Genomic DNA, 16,407 nt, shown 5'->3' with positions numbered 1-16,407 from the left:
TGACAACATCCTTCAACATACAGGATTAGAACCGGGCCTGAACCGTCAGGTCAAAGTTCTGCTCTTTGTCGAAGTCCTCTTTCTTGAGCGCATGCGAGAAGTTAAAGCGCAGCGGACCAAAGGGGGTTTCCCACAGAACAGAGACGCCGATCACGTGACGGATCGAACCATCCTCACCAACGATATCGCCACCGGCCGTGTTGACGTCGTTGAGGTTGTAAAGGTTGCCGAAGTCATAGAACACCCCGCCGCGCAGGCCCAATTCCTCGGGCAGGCCCAGCGGAAAGTCTGATTCAAGGCGTGCAACCCAGTAATAGTTGCCCCCGATCGCATCATCCTGACCATTCGACAGGTCACGTGGACCGATACCCGCGGGCTCGAAGCCACGGAAGACACTCGGCCCCAGAACAAAGCGGTCGATGGTTCGGCTAAAGTCATCGCCTCTCCAGTGTAAGGCGCCAACTTCGAGTGTCGCGCGCAGCACGACCTCTTCGTTCCAAACTCGGGTTTGCGCAATACCGCGCGCCGTCGTCTTGTAGAACTCGTTGTCACCGCCCAGCCCGGCTGCATCAATACCAGCCTCGAACAGAACACCTGCGTTGGGGTTCAGACCGCCAAGCCGGCTGTCATAGATGTATGAGATACCCAATGAGCTGGTCGTACGTTCGCCCTGCGCAATGTCCGAAGCAATGACCGCTCCGTTGATCTCGTCATCCTGTTGCGTCATCTCGCTACGGTCCCAGTTATAGCGCAGTCGCAGTGCTGACAACTCACCGATGGCGTAGCTTAGCTGAGGACGGAAAAACAGTGTCTCGGTGTCGTAGCTGGCAAAGCTTGAATTTGTTGTCGACAGACCCAGTCCCAGATCGAACCGCAGCTTGCGACCCAACAGATAGGGTTCGGAAAAGTTCAGCGTATATTGCTCGGCGTCCTGTGCCGTCGAAAGACTGACGCCCACAGTTTGCCCACGGCCGAGGAAGTTGGACTCGCTCAACCCGATTGCAACACCAAAACCGTCCGAGACCGAGTAACTACCACCAAGGCTCAGCGATCCGGTGGGCTGCTCTTCCACGTCGACGTCAACAATGACCTGACTGGGCGACGACCCCTCGCGCGGTTCAACATCGGCGACCGCGAAGAAACCCAACGCCCGGATACGCTCTGCAGCCTGGCGAATTTCACGCGGATTGAAGGGATCACCTTCGACCGTATCAAATTGGCGGCGGATCACACGGTCAAGCGTGGTTGTGTTGCCCTCAATGTCGATCCTTTCAACAAAGATCCGCGGACCCTTTGTCAGAACAAACTGAACATCCAGCGTCAGATCACGTGCGTTGCGCGTCACGCGCGGTTCGACCCGTAAAAAATCGACGCCCTGCTTGATTCCAAGACGCTCCATCCGGGCGATCGAGTTCTCAACCAGCGTCGGAGTGTAAGTCACGCCTGGGCGAATTTTCAACGCATCTTGATACGGCGCTGGATCTACACCGGGGATTTCACTGACCGTGCTGATCTGGCCGAACGAAAACTTTTGACCCTCGGTGATGTTCATCACCAGGAAGAAAGCGTCACGCTCTTGGGTGAATTCAACATTCGCGCTGTTTACGCGGAAATCGACGTAGCCTCGGGACAGATAGAAATCGCGAATAACCTGTTTATCGAATTCGATCCGGTCAGCAATGAAGGTGTCACTGCTGATAAACGTCCGCAAAAAGTTAGCTTGCTTGGTCTCCAGAACCCGGCGCAAGCGGCGATCAGAAAATGCGCGGTTGCCTACAAAGCTGACACGCTCGACCTCAATCGTGGTGCCTTCCGCAACCTCAAAAACCAGATCGACCCGGTTATCGCTCCGACGAATGATGCGAGGAATGACCGTCGCCGACACCCGCCCCTGCGACGAGTAGATTTCGGCAATCAGGTCGGCGTCAGCCTCGGCCACTTGCGGAGTGAATACTCGGCGCGGTTCCGATGAGATTGCTTCAAGCAACACATCGTCTTTCACACGGCGATTTCCCTCGACGCTGATCTGGTTGATCGTCGGATACTCCTCAACCGCAATTACCAGAGTATTGCCGCGTGGTGTCAATTCGACTGTTTCAAAAACACCACTGTCAAGCAAACGCTGATAGGCATCGTTCAATTCACCGGCAGTAACTGACTGGCCCGGTTCGATCCCTGTACGCGCGATAATAGTAGAGCTTTCGATGCGCTGATTTCCCTCGACATCAAACGAATTGATGACGAAGTTTTGCGCCCACGCGACCTGTGGAACCGGTACAAAACCCACCAATGTCAGAAGAAATATTAATGTTAGTGACCGCCACAAAATCTTGTTTTCGGGCTTTTGTCCCCCGCAGGATGTGCCCGCGCCTCGCCTATCAGTCATTTTTTCACTACCCAATATTTTTGGACTTTAATGCTGAGTAGCGAGAATATTTATACTTGTCAAAAGACCAAAACAGAAAGCAGGCGCAAGGGGAGACGTAAGTTGCTTTTACGAAACGTAAAAAGAATCACATTGTGATCAGATAGGCCCAGCCGAACATTGCAATTGCGGTCGCACCGAAGAACAGCAGTGTATCCCAGTTCAAAACGAACAGGCACCAAAAGCTGTTGGCAGATTTGCGCAGGGCCTTTGTCATCACAACCTCAGAAACGGATCAATTCCGGGCAAAAGCCTATGCAAGTATTGGGGCGAAATTGCGGCATTAAAGTGCCGCAATCTCCACAATCAGCAGAACAGATCGTTGGACACCGAGAAGATCATAAGACCAAGGATCAGCGATACCCCTACCCCCATCAGAACGCGAAGCGCCCCATCACTGGGCGGTTTGCCGGCCACGGCCTCATACGCATAGAACACCAGATGTCCGCCATCCAGCGCTGGAATCGGAAACAGGTTCAACAGCCCCACTGCGGTCGAGAGCACCGCAATGAAGAAGATAAAGTTCTGCGCACCTTGGCTCGCCATTGCGCCCGAAGTTTCCGCGATGCCAATAGGACCCGATATGTTGCAGGTGCTGATCGCCCCAGTCACCATGTGCCAGATACCGGAAAGCGACCCGTCAACTATGCGCAAGGTCTGCTGGACTCCACCTGAAAGCGAAGCCAGAACGCCTGCCGGTTCGGTCGCCGGGTCAATAACCATTCCACCGACAATTCCAATACGCCAATGGGTTACAAACCCACCCTCAGGTTGTGGTTCGTCCGTGCGGCGCGGCGCGAGTGCGAATTCCAACTCCGCACCATCCCGCCATACATTAAGCAAAAGAACCTTTCCGTCAGATCCCTCAACGTGTTCTTTCAACTGTTCAAACGCGTAAATTGGTTCCCCGTTGACGGCTGTAATCACATCTCCGGGTTTCAGATCGATGTCCATCGCTGCACTGCGTGGAATAACCTGTTGGATCAGCGCAGGAAACAGCCAAGGGCCGGAGACGTCCAGCGTCTGCCCGTCGCGGACCACAGTGTAATCCAGCTCAGGTTCTACAGGCAAAGCATCGGTAAAGTCGGACCATGCTCCTTCCTGATCGAACTCTGGCACTGGAAGCCCTGCGATGGCTACGATCTCGTCACCGTCTTGCAACTCCTGAACCGCGCCCGGAATCGGGTGCAATTCACCTACTGTCAGAGGTTCACGCGTCACACCCTGGTACATGAAGATCAGACCAAAAACGATTATGGACATTGCAAAATTGAAGATCGGACCTGCGGCGACTGTAGCCGCTCTTGCCCATAAAGGTGCACCGTGCATGGTGCGGCGCAATTCTTCGGGGCTTCGTTCCGTAATCGTTTGCATCGCTGCTGAGTCTTTGCCCGACGCAGCGTTGGAATCTCCCAGAAACTTGACATAGCCGCCAAACGGTAGTGCAGCGACTTGCCAGCGGGTTCCGCGCTTATCGACACGACTCCAAAGCACTGGGCCGAACCCGACCGAGAACACCTCGGCATGTATGCCTGACCAGCGCCCCACGATGTAGTGGCCATATTCATGCACTGCCACGATGACAGACAGGGCCACCACAAACGCAACGATAGTATACAGCAAGTTGCCAAATTGAGGGATCAGAGAGAGTACGTCCAAGTTTCTATCCTGCTTTCTGAATTGCGGCTTCGCTGGCCCACTTACGTGCCAAATGGTCCGCTTGCAGTACGTTATCAAGGTTTAATTCGGCATCAAGAAGGCCATTTGACGTTTCAAACTTGATCAAAACGGATTCAACAATCTCTGCCATCTGAAGAAAACCAACCTGCCGGGCGATGAAAAGGTCCAGCGCGCGTTCCTTGGCGGCGTTAAACACTGTACCCGAAAGGCCGCCGCGTTCCATGACGTTGCGGGCAAGGCGCAATGCCGGGTAGCGATCTTCGTCCGGCTCCTGAAAGGTCAACTGGCCCAGCTCGGCGAGGTTTAACCGCTCAACTGGCAATTCTTGTCGTTCCGGCCAATGTAACGCATAGCCGATGGCATGACGCATATCTGGAGCACCCATATGAGCCATGACGGCCCCGTCCTTGAACCCGACGAGTGAATGCACGATGGACTCAGGATGAATCAACACTTCGATTTGATCCGGAGAAGTCCCGAAGAATTCTTTTGTTTCAATCATCTCTAACGCTTTGTTGAACATAGATGCACTGTCGATTGTAATGCGTTGCCCCATGTCCCAATTCGGGTGGCTTGAGGCCTGTTCGACTGTGGCATTGGCCAAATCACGCTGCGGCCAGTCGCGGAAGGCACCCCCGCTCGCCGTGATAATGATCCGTTCAACGGTCTCGATATCCTCGCCAACCAGAGCCTGAAATACGGCGGAATGTTCGCTGTCTACCGGTAGAAGGCGAGCGTTGTGCCTTTTGGCTGTTTCCAACACCAAAGCCCCGGCACAGACCAATGTCTCCTTGTTCGCCAACGCCAGCGTGGCACCTTGCTTCAATGCCTCTAGACCTGGCTGCAACCCGGCTGCCCCGACGATGGCCGACATGACCCAATCCGCAGGTCGCATAGCAGCTTCGGTAAGCGCCGCCTGCCCCGCCGCAGCCTCAACACCGCTCCCGGACAACGCCGCACGCAGGTCTTCCAACCGATTTTCATAGGCGGTCACAGCCACATCCGCATTCAGACGACGCGCGTCTTTGGCCAGTTTCTCAATATTCGCCGCACCTGTCAGCGCAACGACGTTATAGGCCGACGGTTGCCTGTCTATCAGGTCGATGGTGTTCTGCCCGATCGAGCCGGTCGCGCCAAAAATAGAGATTTTGCGCATTACATACCCCCGGGGGAATAAATCATACCCGCGATAAGAACAAACAGAGCGGCCCCCATCATACCATCGAACCGATCAAGAAAACCGCCATGACCCGGGATCAGGTTCGAGCTGTCCTTCACACCGAATTTGCGCTTGGTCGCACTTTCGACGATGTCCCCCGCCTGGCTGGCCATGGATGCCAGAACCGAGATGACGACGAACACGAACCCAAAACCGGCATGAAGAGCGAATACGGACCCTACAACCGCTGCTGCGGCCCATCCGCCCGCTGTGCCAGACCACGTTTTCTTGGGGCTGACCTTAGGCCAGAATTTTGGTCCACCAAACGTCTTGCCTACGAAATATCCTGCAACGTCCGTCGCAACCACAACCGAGATCAACCAGATCATCCAGCCAAAACCCATCGTCTCGCGGATTGAGATAAAGCCCAGGCCAGACGCGGCAATCCACATGGCAAACAGAGCGTATATCAGTTTCGCGCGACCGACCTGCCCCGCGCCGACCAAGGCAGGGGCCAGTAGGATCGGTATCTTGTAAATCGGAGGCACATGGTAGCTGAGCAGAACCGCGACTCCGGTTAGTATCCCTAACTGAACCCGAGCAGCTGATTTGTCAGGATCAACCATTCGCACCAATTCCCAGGTCATCAGGCCGCAGGCGATTGCAATGAAGGTTTCAAACCAAAACCCGCCCAACCAAACCTCGACCGAACCTATGGCGACAAGCACGGCAGCAGAGACGATGCGGGTGGTAAGATCAGACCATCGGCCGTCACTCATGCCGGAACCGCCCCATACCGGCGTTCACGACCGCCGAAGTTTCGGCACAAACCTTCAAACTCGGCGGCAGTGAAATCCGGCCAAAGTGTGTCGACAAATTCGTATTCGGAATATGCCGATTGCCACAGCAGAAAATTCGAAATTCGCGCTTCACCACTCGTGCGGATAACCAGATCTGGATCCGGAAGAACACGTGTATCCAGATACTTAGGAAGGGTTTCTTCATCCACGTCTTCTGGGCGCAAATGGCCTTCTGCTACGTCGCGCGCCAGCCGCTTCGTTGCTCTGGCCACTTCGTCCCGGCCGCCATAGTTTAGCGCAACCGTCAAGTGGACCAGATCATTGTCCTTTGTTTCTTCTTCCAGCGTATCCATCAGGGCGGTCAACTTGGCATCCAGCCGGACTCGATCTCCGATAAACCGAACGCGAATTCCGTTTTCCTTAAGGGTCTGGGTTTCTTTAATGATATAGCGCCGAAACAGGCTCATGAGGCCGGCAACCTCGGCCTGAGTCCGTTTCCAATTCTCAGTCGAAAAGGCGAAAACCGTCAGATATTTGACCCCAAGACCTGGGCAAGCTTCAACCACTTCACGCACGCGCCGTGCGCCCGCGTGGTGTCCAAACAACCTTGGCCGGCCGCGAGCCTGCGCCCATCGGCCGTTTCCGTCCATAATGATGGCGACGTGGCGCGGCCCAGCCAGGGTATGTGGAGGGTTGAACATAGCGCGGCGTCAGACCTGCATGATCTCGGCCTGCTTGGTCTCAAGCGCGGCATCAACGGTTTTGATCATCTCATCGGTCAGATCCTGAACTTCAGTTTCCCAGAATTTCTGGTCGTCCTCGGACATTCCGTCGGCCTTGGCCTTTTTGATCTGATCCATTCCGTCGCGACGCACATTGCGGATGGAAACGCGGGCGTGCTCGGCATATTGCCCTGCAACCTTGCCCAGTTCGCGGCGACGCTCTTCGTTTAGTTCCGGGATCGGCAGCATGATGATTGTTCCGTTCAACTGCGGGTTAATTCCCAAACCACTTTCACGAATTGCCTTTTCGACCTTACCGACAAGACCCTTGTCCCAAACATTCACCGTGACCATTCGAGGTTCGGGGACATTTACCGTTCCAACCTGATTGATCGGGGTCATCGCGCCGTAGGCGTCTACCATAACCGGCTCAAGCATCGAGGCTGATGCCCGCCCGGTCCGAAGCGAGGCGAATTCGGTTCTGAGGTTTGCCATGGCGCCTTCCATGCGCCGTTTAAGATCGTCGGTGTCCAGTTCAAAATCGTCAGACATGCTGCTCACTCCCCGTCTTCAGGTCCTGTTTGCATGGCTCATAAGCCATCGCAGTTGGGATGTATAGCAATGATGATGTGGAAATGCGCCAATGACCAGAGGAGTTTCCGGCTTTTTCAGGACGTTTCTAACAAGAAAAGACCGGTCAGCACGAGGGCCAACCGGTCTGGTAGAACAGTTTTTGATCAGGCGTTTACGTCGACAACAACGCGTCCTTTGACCTGACCCTTCAGAATATCGGCGCCCAATTGTGGCAGGTCTTTAAGGGTTGCGGGCTGCACCATCGCGTCCAACTTGTCCATCGGTAGGTCAGTTGCAATACGTTGCCACGCCCGCAGCCGGTTTTCGTAAGGCTGCATCACGCTGTCGATGCCCAGCAGATTCACGCCGCGCAACAAGAATGGGATAACGGTCGCAGGCAGTGCCGCACCACCCGCCAGGCCAACCGCTGCGACAGACGCCCCATACTTCATCTGCCCCAGAACGCGCGCCAGCATCTCACCACCAACGGCGTCAACACACCCTGCCCAGGTTTCGCTTTCCAGAGGGCGCTTGGTTGTCTCGTTCAACTCCTCGCGGGGGACAATGGTCGTGGCACCCAGAGATTTCAGATACTCCCCGGTTTCCGGCCTTCCGGTCACTGCTGCAACCTCATAGCCCAGATTGGCCAGAATAGCCGTCGCAACCGAGCCGACACCGCCCGCAGCGCCAGTCACCAGAACCGGTCCGTGGTCGGTTTTCATTCCGTGATCCTCAAGCGCCATGACCGCCAACATCGCGGTGAATCCGGCCGTGCCAACAGCCATCGCCTGCCGTGTATCAAGACCATCTGGCAAAGGCACCAGCCATTCAGCCAGAGCATTGGCCTTCTGCGAATAGCCGCCCCAATGAGCCTCACCTACACGCCAGCCCGTCAAAACCACCTTGTCACCCGCCTTGTAGCGATCATCCGACGACGCCTCGACCGTTCCAGCGTAGTCAATTCCGGGCACGTGTGGATATTTTCGTACCAGTCCACCGCCTTTCGGCGACAAACAAAGGCCGTCCTTGTAATTCACTGTCGAATACTCGACTGCGATGGTGACTTCACCATGGGGCAGATCATCCGAAGACAACTGCTTTATCGCCGGGTTGGCGAGTCCACTCTCTTCGTCTTTCTCCATAACCAATGCGTTAAACATCGCTTTTCCTCTCGTTTCTATGCTCTTAGGCCTTGTATCTCATCCATCGTTAACGTCCTGCTTGATCTGCGAAGCGACACAGATACAGTTTCGTCTTGCCATCAGATCCAGAACCGTTCCTGTACAGTGGCACTGCGTATGCCGTCTGGTGTTTCAACCTCAACCACTGTTCCGGCGTCCCAATGGCTGAGGCGCAGCATGCCAATCGAAACATTGGTGTTGAAGTCCGGGGACCAAGCGGCAGATGTCACCTGCCCAACACGTTTTCCATTCGCGAGCACGGGCCACGGCCGATCACAGGGTGGTACGGCATCGCCGTCGATTGCAATGGGACGAATCTGTTGGACAGGACCTTCTTTAGCCACGCGTAACAACGCATCCCGCCCGATGCAGCCGATGGCTGTGTGCGTATTGCAAAACTTACCCAGTCCACATTCATGCGGAGTGTTATTGTCAGTCATATCGTTGCCATAAGACAGCAGCCCGCCCTCAATCCTTTCAATCAGATTGGGGCAGCCCGCACGCACCTGCAGGTCTTCACCCGCGGCAAACAGCGCGTTCCACAGCGGCATACCAATGTCAGAGCCTTCGACATATATCTCGAACCCGCCCTGCTTGGAGTACCCCGATCGCGCCACCGCAAGATCACGGCCTTCAAACTGGAACATATCAAACTTGAAAAACCTGATATCGCGCACCCTGTCTCCGAAAACCCGCGACATCAATTCATCGGCTTTTGGTCCTTGGACAGCGAGTGGTGATACGTCCGGTTCATCCACCAGAACATCCAAGCGATATCCGTTGGCAATTCCTTTAACCCAGAGCAGCAAGTCACTGTCTGCAATGGAAATCCACCAACGGTCATCCGAAAGCTTGACGGCCACAGGGTCATTCAGCATACCACCCGTTTCATCAACAATCGGAACATAGAAGCACTGACCCGGCAGCATCCCCCGCAGATCGCGCGGGGTTAGCATTTGCATCAAACGAGCGGCGTCCGGACCGCGAAGTTCAACCTGCCGTTCGCAGGACACATCCCACACCTGAACGTGGCTTTTGAGGTGGTGATAGTCCGCCTCAATGCTTTCGAAAACGGTGGGCAGCAACATACGATTATATACCGTATAACCTTTTACGCCCGCGGCCTCGACCCCATCTGAAAACGGGGTGCGGCGCAATCGACGGGACAGGGAAATCTGTGCCATTCAAACCTCCAGAGGCAAAAATACCCAATTGCGAACAGGTATTGTACGTCTTGTTCCGCTCAGTCTCTGATGCTGTCCGTCCCACCAACGGCATTGTGGGACAAACATGCCGCTGTTATTTAACGGTAGACGCACATTGAACGCTGTAAGATAGTCACCCAATATCCTGTTTATAAACAGATTACATTGCGCAACGTCTGGCTTGCAAATCCCTGAGAACATTACTTGGGACCATGCCAGTCAATTGGACAGATCTCGGCCGATTTACCACCGAAATCCCACACACGGCCATAGTCTCGTACCTTGGACTTGGTGCCTCGCGCAACGATGATGTCCGGACCCATCCAGTATTTCGAGTTTGACACCATCACGGGGTGATCGGCATCTTTACCCGCCAGCATCTCGATCTCACCCTGAATCTTGCGCCCGATTACAATGCGACGCTTGGTGCCATCCCGCTCAATCTGAACCGGCGCACGCTCGGCGCCCATGATCTCACTGACAAGCATGGTAAAAAGGCCCGTTGTACCGCCAGCTTGACCGCTGAAAATCTGCAACAGCCCGTTATAGGCCTTGCCGCTGGCGCGCTCGTCCACATATGCGGCCACTTTCCACTGTCCTTCACCCATCCGACCGGGAATATCGACCAGGAGCCCGACATTCAGCCCAGACAGGTCTTCACCTTCATAGTGGCCTTCATCGATGATTACACCCATCCATGCGTGGCAATGCCCTTCGGTCGGAGGGTGCGCGCCTAGCGATACGACACATGGGCAAAACACATCGCAGGAGCAGTTCAGGATCAACTCGCCCTTGATAGCCCACTCAGTCGGGCTCATCTCTCTGCGCTTGGGATTCGGCATACGACTATCGATGCGTTGACTGATTGGCAGTCTGTCAGCATCCGGTTTCCTGTTTTTTGCCATTGGCTTATCCTCCGAAAGTAATGGGATAGATGAGCAGGACGAGCCCGCCTGCGATAAGAGCGAACCCCAACGGTCGCGTGATCACGTGCCCGATCTGGGGCAACTTTTCCAAAACCATAAAAAACGTCGCCAGCCCCATCCATAGCAGGCTCATGACGCCACCGACAAAGCCAAGCGCCATAAAGCCCCAGCAACAGCCGACACAGAACGCCCCCAACCCGAGCCCCATGCGAAGACCGCCGACGAACCCGGTTCGCCAGTGCCCCAGGAAATATGTCATAGGTGCGTGGCAGACACCGTGGCAGACCTCTTTCGCGCGGGTGAACTGGAATGCACCAACAGCGATCATCAGGCCACCCGCCACTAGACTGGATTTTGCTATCCCCAGCATATCGACGACACCACCAAACAGCAGAACCAGTTGAACACCGGCAATCAGCGCCGCGAAACCGACCCAAACCGCCAGATACCCTCCCAGAACGCCAAGCCAGCCTGCGCGCGAGCCGTTTACGCTTCGGATCAGGTCCTCGTAGCTGCGCAATGTTGGCACCACGGTGGGAAGCATCATCGCTGCCATCATGATCGCCCACATCCAAAACAATGGGCCAAATTCTGCCATGGGCATGTACATGTCCATGCGCGGGTCCATCGCCGCCATGGCCTGTCCCATTGGTCCCGGACGTCCGATCCAGTCCAGATCCATTTCGCGGCTCATGGTGAACATCATCCACCACGCCCATAGAATCAGGACATAAAATCCCAGCCACAATCCACTGCGTAGAACCGCGCGACTCACGTCTTCCTCCCGACTCAGTTCTTGCTTTTGAAATGTCAGACTTTTAAATGTCAGACAAATAAAAAGTCACGTGTGGTCGTTATATTATGAAAACTAACTCTCAGAGACCTGCGGATTTGTCCGCACAGATTGCGCAGGCCATTCGCGATGCAATTGTCTCGGGCGAGTTGATCGTGGATGAACGTTTGCCGTCAGAGGCAGAGCTGTCGGAGCAGTTTCAGGTTTCTCGCCCTACTGTGCGTGAGGCTTTGAAACTCTTGGCGGCGCAGTCCCTGATCCGAACGCAACGCGGCGCAAGTGGCGGTGCGTTTGTAAACCGCCTGAGTTTTGAGGGCGCGTATTCCCAGCAAATCACAACCTCGACCCTGTTGTTGTCAATGAATGCGGTGAGTTTTGATACCGCGTGTGAAGCTCGGTTCGCGTTGGAGCGAGCGTGCGCACCCTTATCTGCCAAGCGTCGCACCTCAGGTCATCTGGCGACGATGCGAGAGGAGATTCACCGCCAATCGCAACCGGACCTGACTGATGAGGCTTTCTGCGCCTCTGACGTGGCGTTTCACCGGGCGCTCGTCGATGGAGCGGGTAACCCAGTGCTATCGTATCAACTGGCCGGGGCTGTTGAGGCCATGCAACCCTTGATGAACATGATCACTTTTTCTGCCCGTTCGCGCGAAGCAATTATCGCCCTGCACGACCAGATTGCGGATGCGTTGGAGGACGGAGACGCGCAAAACGTGGATGCAGCGTTGGTTGCGCTTGAAAACTATACTCGACAACTGGCGCAGGATGTCGCGAAACAACGCAGAAAACCTTAATGGGAATAATGAGATGACAAATGTCATTAATGTAATCGCGGCGCTCCTGACAGTCGGGTTCGGCATGTTCGGCTTTCTGGCGCCCAGCTTTACGGCGACCTCTTTGGATCTTGCTCCAACGAACAGCACCATGGGGCTAAGTGAGATGCGTGCCTCGGTCGGAGGATTGTTTGTCGTCACCGGCCTTGCCGTTATCTGGCTGAATAATCCTATGGCCTACGCCATGCTGGGCGTTGTCTATGCGGGCGCCGCGTTGGGGCGGTTTGTTTCGGTTGCCTTGGACAATCCCCCGCTGGTCAAAGCGTTGACGTTCGGAGGAATAGAATTGGTCCTAGCGTTGTGGTTGATTCTGGCCAACTTTAGCCGAGACGTGTAACCTACTGTTTTTAAAACTTTGGGTGTTTGAAATTCGACAATTGCATCCACGCGACCGCTCACCTATATAGAAAGGGTCCTTCGGGACTATGGACATAAACGCGCTCGTAATAAGCGGATCGGACCCGGGGGCGGTACCCGGCGGCTCCACCAAAAATCCTTCGTTTGGGGATCATGGGGCCGAAATAGGATCGACGAACGTCTAAAGGGGTTAGCTTTGTCTCGGCTGTCTGCCACCGTTATCGGCGAAACTAGTACAATTGCAAACGACAATCGTGCTCCGGTTGCAGTTGCTGCGTAAGCAGTAACAAGACCGAAATCTAAGCCCTTGCGCCTAGCCGCGTAAGGCGGGGTTCGCAGGTACCTGGCAACAGAAACCTGCATTTTCCCTGTAATGTCTGCTGTTTAACGATTTTCGTGTTCACGTTTATCGTTTTTTTACTGTCACGCTTCATCCTAACGCCTAGAGGTAAAGGAGAGCGGGGATGTCACACGCAGATCTACTTAGGAACTGGTTTGCTGAGGTTTGGGAAAACGGAAACACTGACGTCATCGACCAATACTTTGCTCCGGAGACGATGGCCCAAGGGTTGATCCCCGAAATGCAGGTTGGGGCGGATGACTTTAAGGATCTCGTCACGGCGTTCCGGCATGTTCTTGGGGACATCAAAGTTGAGCTTCCAAAAATCCTGGAAGACGGTGACTGGGTTTCTGCAATTGTCCACCTTAAGACGACACGCGCGGACAATGGTGCCCCTTTGCAAGCCACAGGCAGCGTTATTGCACGCGTCAGGGATAATCGCGTGGTTGAGGTATATAACCAGTTCGATTTCATTTCCTTATTCGAACAGCTTGGGCAATTCCCGAAGGATACTCTGCCCGTCTGCATGACGGGTCAACGGCTGGATTGGGCCTGAGGGCAATCTTGACCCGTTCCGGGGTTGACCGTATGCAAACCCTGTGGGGTTAGATTGCGAACGCCCCGTTCGGCTTGAGAAAAAGGTTCGCATGTATCCGTTGAAACCACGAGACATGCTTTGCCTGCCGCCGACCTAATTGCTCAGAATCAAATGATTTACTTGGTCGGCGTACTGCCTGTTCCGAAGGGGATTGTTATTCCTCAGTGGGCGAAATCTGTTTCTGAAACGCAGTTCGTTTTCGCATGTGGAAGAGATTCACAGGTTACCTGGACGAGTGTAACCCCCGATAACACGGGTGCCTCAGAAAATCACAGGCCTTTGGCGAGTTCTTTAGGTTTACCACTCCCAGGAAACGAGGAGCGCCTCAACCTGCGCAGCAGTATCCCTGTGGGTTACTGTACGTTAGGTGAAATCAGAGACAGCGATCACCGTCCGACGGCTCACCTGTCATGACACCAACAATCGCTGACCTTGTTCGAGTATTCGGCCGTATCGGCCTGCTGTCTTTTGGTGGACCAGCAGCGCAGATTTCACTGATGCATCAGGAATTGGTTGAGCGGCGCCCGTGGCTTGATGAACAGACCTATCTACGGGCGTTGTCGCTTTGCATGCTCCTACCTGGGCCCGAGGCTATGCAACTGGCAACTTATGCCGGATGGCGCCTGCGCGGCGTCAGCGGTGGGTTGATCGCGGGCACTTTGTTCGTGTTGCCGGGGGCGATGGTAATTGCGATCCTAGTCGCTCTTTACGCCGCTTACGGAGACCTTCCCTTGGTCCAAGCCGGCTTTTTGGGCGTAAAGGCGACTGTGATCGTCATTGTGTTGCAAGCCGTCAGAACGTTGTGGGGCAAAGCACTGACAGACGCATGGCACTGGGCCGCAGCGGCGCTGGCATTCATGGCTATCTTTTTGTTGAACCTGCCCTTCCCACTGATCATTCTTGTCGCCGCGATTTGGGGATACGTCAAATTTGACGGTAAGGCGGAGATCGTCTATCGCCCCCCTGCCCCTGAGGCTTCGGGCATGTTCCAAACTGCGGCGCTGTGGCTGTTTCTCTGGTTGGGGCCGTTGGTGGCTTTGACTTTATCAGGCCAAAAGCTGCTCAGCGATTTAGGCTGGTTTTTCGCCCGCCTTGCAGTCGTCACGTTTGGCGGTGCTTACGCAGTACTGGCTTATCTGTCACAGACCGTAGTGGACAAGTATCAATGGATCACTACAGACCAGATGATCGACGCGCTGGGCTTGGCTGAAACAACGCCGGGACCGCTGATTTTGGTGACACAGTTTGTCGCCATGTTGGCTGGTCAGATCAGCGGCGGTGCGTCATTGGCCATAGCCGCAGGGTTGGTCGCGCTGTGGGCGACCTTTGTTCCGTGCTTTCTTTGGATTTTCCTTGCGGCACCACATCTGGATCAATTGGCCACCCGACCTCGCTTGTCTGCCGCACTCCACGGTATCACCGCAGCTGTCGTGGGTGTGATTCTCAACCTGTCCGTGTGGTTCGGTCTGAACGTTCTTTTTCAAGAGGTCCCAGAGAAAACCTGGGGACCACTCTCTGTTCCATGGCCCGACATCGCCAGCATTAACCCAACTGCGCTGATCTTAACTATTCTTGCTGCGTTGCTGATTTTTAAGTTTAAATTTGGGATGGTCTCCGCTCTGGCAATCATGACAGGGATCGGTGTAGGGCTGCATTTTCTTTAAACAACACTCGCATACCCGGTCTTTCGTTTCCGTCGAAATTCCCTATGCTGAGGGCAACCACTTTTGAGGATGACACATGTCGCAAGACATCGACTATGGGAACTTGATGCACACCGCGATGCGCGGGCTTATCAAGACGGTTTTGACCAGCGTTGCCGATAACGGCCTGCCGGGCGCACATCATTTCTTTATCACCTTCGACACCCGCGAAGACGGAGTACAGCTGGCTGACTGGTTGCGTGGTCGCTACCCCGAAGAAATGACGATCGTTATGCAGCATTGGTTCGAAAACCTTGAGGTCGGAGACGACGGGTTTGCAATCACACTGAACTTTGGTGACGCGCCGGAACCGCTGTATATCCCATACGCTTCGATTAAGACCTTTGTAGATCCGTCGGTCGAGTTCGGTTTGCGCTTTGAAAGCCCGGAAGAGGAAGAGGAAGTCGAAGCTGTTGTCGACGAGGACTCGATCGAGGTTGAAGAAGAACCCGGACAACATGATGCTGAAGTCGTGTCGCTAGACAGCTTCCGTAAGTAGCAGTCAATTCAGTTTACTGTTTCTTCAAAAACGTTTCGACTGAGCGCGATTTAACTCCATTGCGGAACCGCGAAAACGACAGATTTAGCCCGCCCTCAGCCAGAGTGCGGTCGTACTGCTGCAATTCGTAACCCCCGGTCTCGTCGATAAAAAGCGAAAACACCGTCAGAGTACCACCGTCAATCCGGCCCCACACAAAGGGCTCGCCCTGCATTGGGTCAAGTGGAACTTCATGCCCGAAGACGTTAAGCTTCATCGCGGCGGAAAACACATCTGCCCGGTCGGATTCTTTGAAATCTATCGAAAATTTCTGATTTTTGATCCGGCCATCGGCTTTGTATGTGGTCGTCGTCCAGCTAACGTTAAATCCGTTTTTCCGCTCTTGAATTGATACGCTCATATCTCGCGGCGTTTCGGTTCCGTCATTGTCGACGACATTTGCCGAGCCAATGTAATCACCAACGAAAGGTGAAATGTCAGCAGCATGGCTTGGACGTCCGATCAAAACGGCAAGAAAAAGCGCGCCGATACAAAAGACGAAGCATTTCAGGGGGTAAGTCCGAACCAAATTGCTCACCTTAGCCTCCATTAAAGTGATCATTTTTATTGT

At 54.5% G+C, this 16,407-nt stretch carries 17 protein-coding genes and 1 other RNA gene; 6 read left to right on the top strand and 12 right to left on the bottom strand.

The genetic code is table 11. From position 1 onward, the window contains the following. Positions 1–25: 25 nt before the first annotated feature. From bamA to LCM21_RS00850, 11 genes are all read right to left on the bottom strand, one after another. Positions 26–2,386: an outer membrane protein assembly factor BamA gene (gene bamA / locus LCM21_RS00895; RefSeq protein WP_224888918.1), complete on the bottom strand. Its 2,361-nt coding sequence runs from the start codon at positions 2,384–2,386 to the stop codon at positions 26–28. A gap of 127 nt (positions 2,387–2,513) precedes the next feature. Beyond that, entirely contained in the window at positions 2,514–2,642 is a 129-nt protein-coding gene (locus LCM21_RS20680; protein WP_263618870.1) for a hypothetical protein, read from the bottom strand. A gap of 89 nt (positions 2,643–2,731) precedes the next feature. Beyond that, the gene (gene rseP / locus LCM21_RS00890; RefSeq protein ID WP_224888917.1) at positions 2,732–4,084 is read right to left on the bottom strand and encodes an RIP metalloprotease RseP; all 1,353 of its coding nucleotides are present in this window, start codon (positions 4,082–4,084) and stop codon (positions 2,732–2,734) included. 4 nt (positions 4,085–4,088) lie between these two features. Beyond that, a complete protein-coding gene (dxr, locus tag LCM21_RS00885) occupies positions 4,089–5,261 on the bottom strand; it encodes a 1-deoxy-D-xylulose-5-phosphate reductoisomerase (protein ID WP_224888916.1) in 1,173 nt (390 codons plus the stop codon). After that, positions 5,261–6,043: a phosphatidate cytidylyltransferase gene (locus LCM21_RS00880; RefSeq protein ID WP_224888915.1), complete on the bottom strand. Its 783-nt coding sequence runs from the start codon at positions 6,041–6,043 to the stop codon at positions 5,261–5,263. The genes dxr and LCM21_RS00880 overlap by 1 nt, the downstream gene beginning before the upstream one ends. Next, positions 6,040–6,765: a polyprenyl diphosphate synthase gene (gene uppS, locus LCM21_RS00875; protein ID WP_224888914.1), complete on the bottom strand. Its 726-nt coding sequence runs from the start codon at positions 6,763–6,765 to the stop codon at positions 6,040–6,042. Before uppS ends, LCM21_RS00880 begins: the two co-directional genes overlap by 4 nt. Before the next feature lie 9 nt (positions 6,766–6,774). Next, positions 6,775–7,338, bottom strand: a complete 564-nt coding sequence (frr, locus tag LCM21_RS00870) for a ribosome recycling factor (RefSeq protein ID WP_068331148.1) — start codon at positions 7,336–7,338, stop codon at positions 6,775–6,777. Positions 7,339–7,523: 185 nt separating this feature from the next. Next, on the bottom strand, positions 7,524–8,519 hold the full coding sequence (acuI, locus tag LCM21_RS00865) for an acryloyl-CoA reductase (protein ID WP_224888913.1): 996 nt from the start codon (positions 8,517–8,519) through the stop codon (positions 7,524–7,526). A 101-nt stretch (positions 8,520–8,620) separates the two neighbouring features. Continuing rightward, a complete protein-coding gene (locus tag LCM21_RS00860) occupies positions 8,621–9,724 on the bottom strand; it encodes a dimethylsulfoniopropionate demethylase (RefSeq protein ID WP_224888912.1) in 1,104 nt (367 codons plus the stop codon). Positions 9,725–9,945: 221 nt separating this feature from the next. Beyond that, entirely contained in the window at positions 9,946–10,650 is a 705-nt protein-coding gene (locus LCM21_RS00855; protein WP_224888911.1) for a DUF1326 domain-containing protein, read from the bottom strand. Positions 10,651–10,654: 4 nt separating this feature from the next. After that, positions 10,655–11,446, bottom strand: coding sequence for a DUF2182 domain-containing protein (locus tag LCM21_RS00850; protein WP_224888910.1), 792 nt, complete (start codon positions 11,444–11,446; stop codon positions 10,655–10,657). Positions 11,447–11,532: 86 nt separating this feature from the next. On the opposite strand from LCM21_RS00850, the gene LCM21_RS00845 reads away from it, so the two are divergent. The 6 genes from LCM21_RS00845 (at position 11,533) to LCM21_RS00820 (ending at position 15,797) form a co-directional block, all read left to right on the top strand. Beyond that, the gene (locus LCM21_RS00845; protein ID WP_224888909.1) at positions 11,533–12,261 is read left to right on the top strand and encodes a FadR/GntR family transcriptional regulator; all 729 of its coding nucleotides are present in this window, start codon (positions 11,533–11,535) and stop codon (positions 12,259–12,261) included. Between the two features lie 13 nt (positions 12,262–12,274). After that, on the top strand, positions 12,275–12,637 hold the full coding sequence (locus LCM21_RS00840; RefSeq protein WP_068331136.1) for a DUF4345 family protein: 363 nt from the start codon (positions 12,275–12,277) through the stop codon (positions 12,635–12,637). Between the two features lie 36 nt (positions 12,638–12,673). After that, positions 12,674–13,021, top strand: a transfer-messenger RNA (tmRNA) gene (gene ssrA, locus LCM21_RS00835). 100 nt (positions 13,022–13,121) lie between these two features. After that, a complete protein-coding gene (locus LCM21_RS00830) occupies positions 13,122–13,553 on the top strand; it encodes an ester cyclase (protein WP_224888908.1) in 432 nt (143 codons plus the stop codon). A gap of 452 nt (positions 13,554–14,005) precedes the next feature. Beyond that, a complete protein-coding gene (gene chrA / locus LCM21_RS00825; RefSeq protein WP_224888907.1) occupies positions 14,006–15,259 on the top strand; it encodes a chromate efflux transporter in 1,254 nt (417 codons plus the stop codon). 76 nt (positions 15,260–15,335) lie between these two features. Continuing rightward, entirely contained in the window at positions 15,336–15,797 is a 462-nt protein-coding gene (locus LCM21_RS00820) for an SspB family protein (protein ID WP_224888906.1), read from the top strand. A gap of 13 nt (positions 15,798–15,810) precedes the next feature. Here the strand turns inward: LCM21_RS00820 and LCM21_RS00815 are convergent, their stop codons facing one another. After that, positions 15,811–16,374: a hypothetical protein gene (locus LCM21_RS00815; RefSeq protein ID WP_319003896.1), complete on the bottom strand. Its 564-nt coding sequence runs from the start codon at positions 16,372–16,374 to the stop codon at positions 15,811–15,813. Positions 16,375–16,407: the final 33 nt, after the last annotated feature.

It is taken from the genome of Ruegeria profundi (assembly GCF_020171505.1).
Taxonomy (GTDB): domain Bacteria; phylum Pseudomonadota; class Alphaproteobacteria; order Rhodobacterales; family Rhodobacteraceae; genus Ruegeria; species Ruegeria profundi.
The sequence above is the reverse complement of the archived record's forward strand: the minus strand, read 5'-3'. Positions and strand labels throughout refer to the sequence as shown.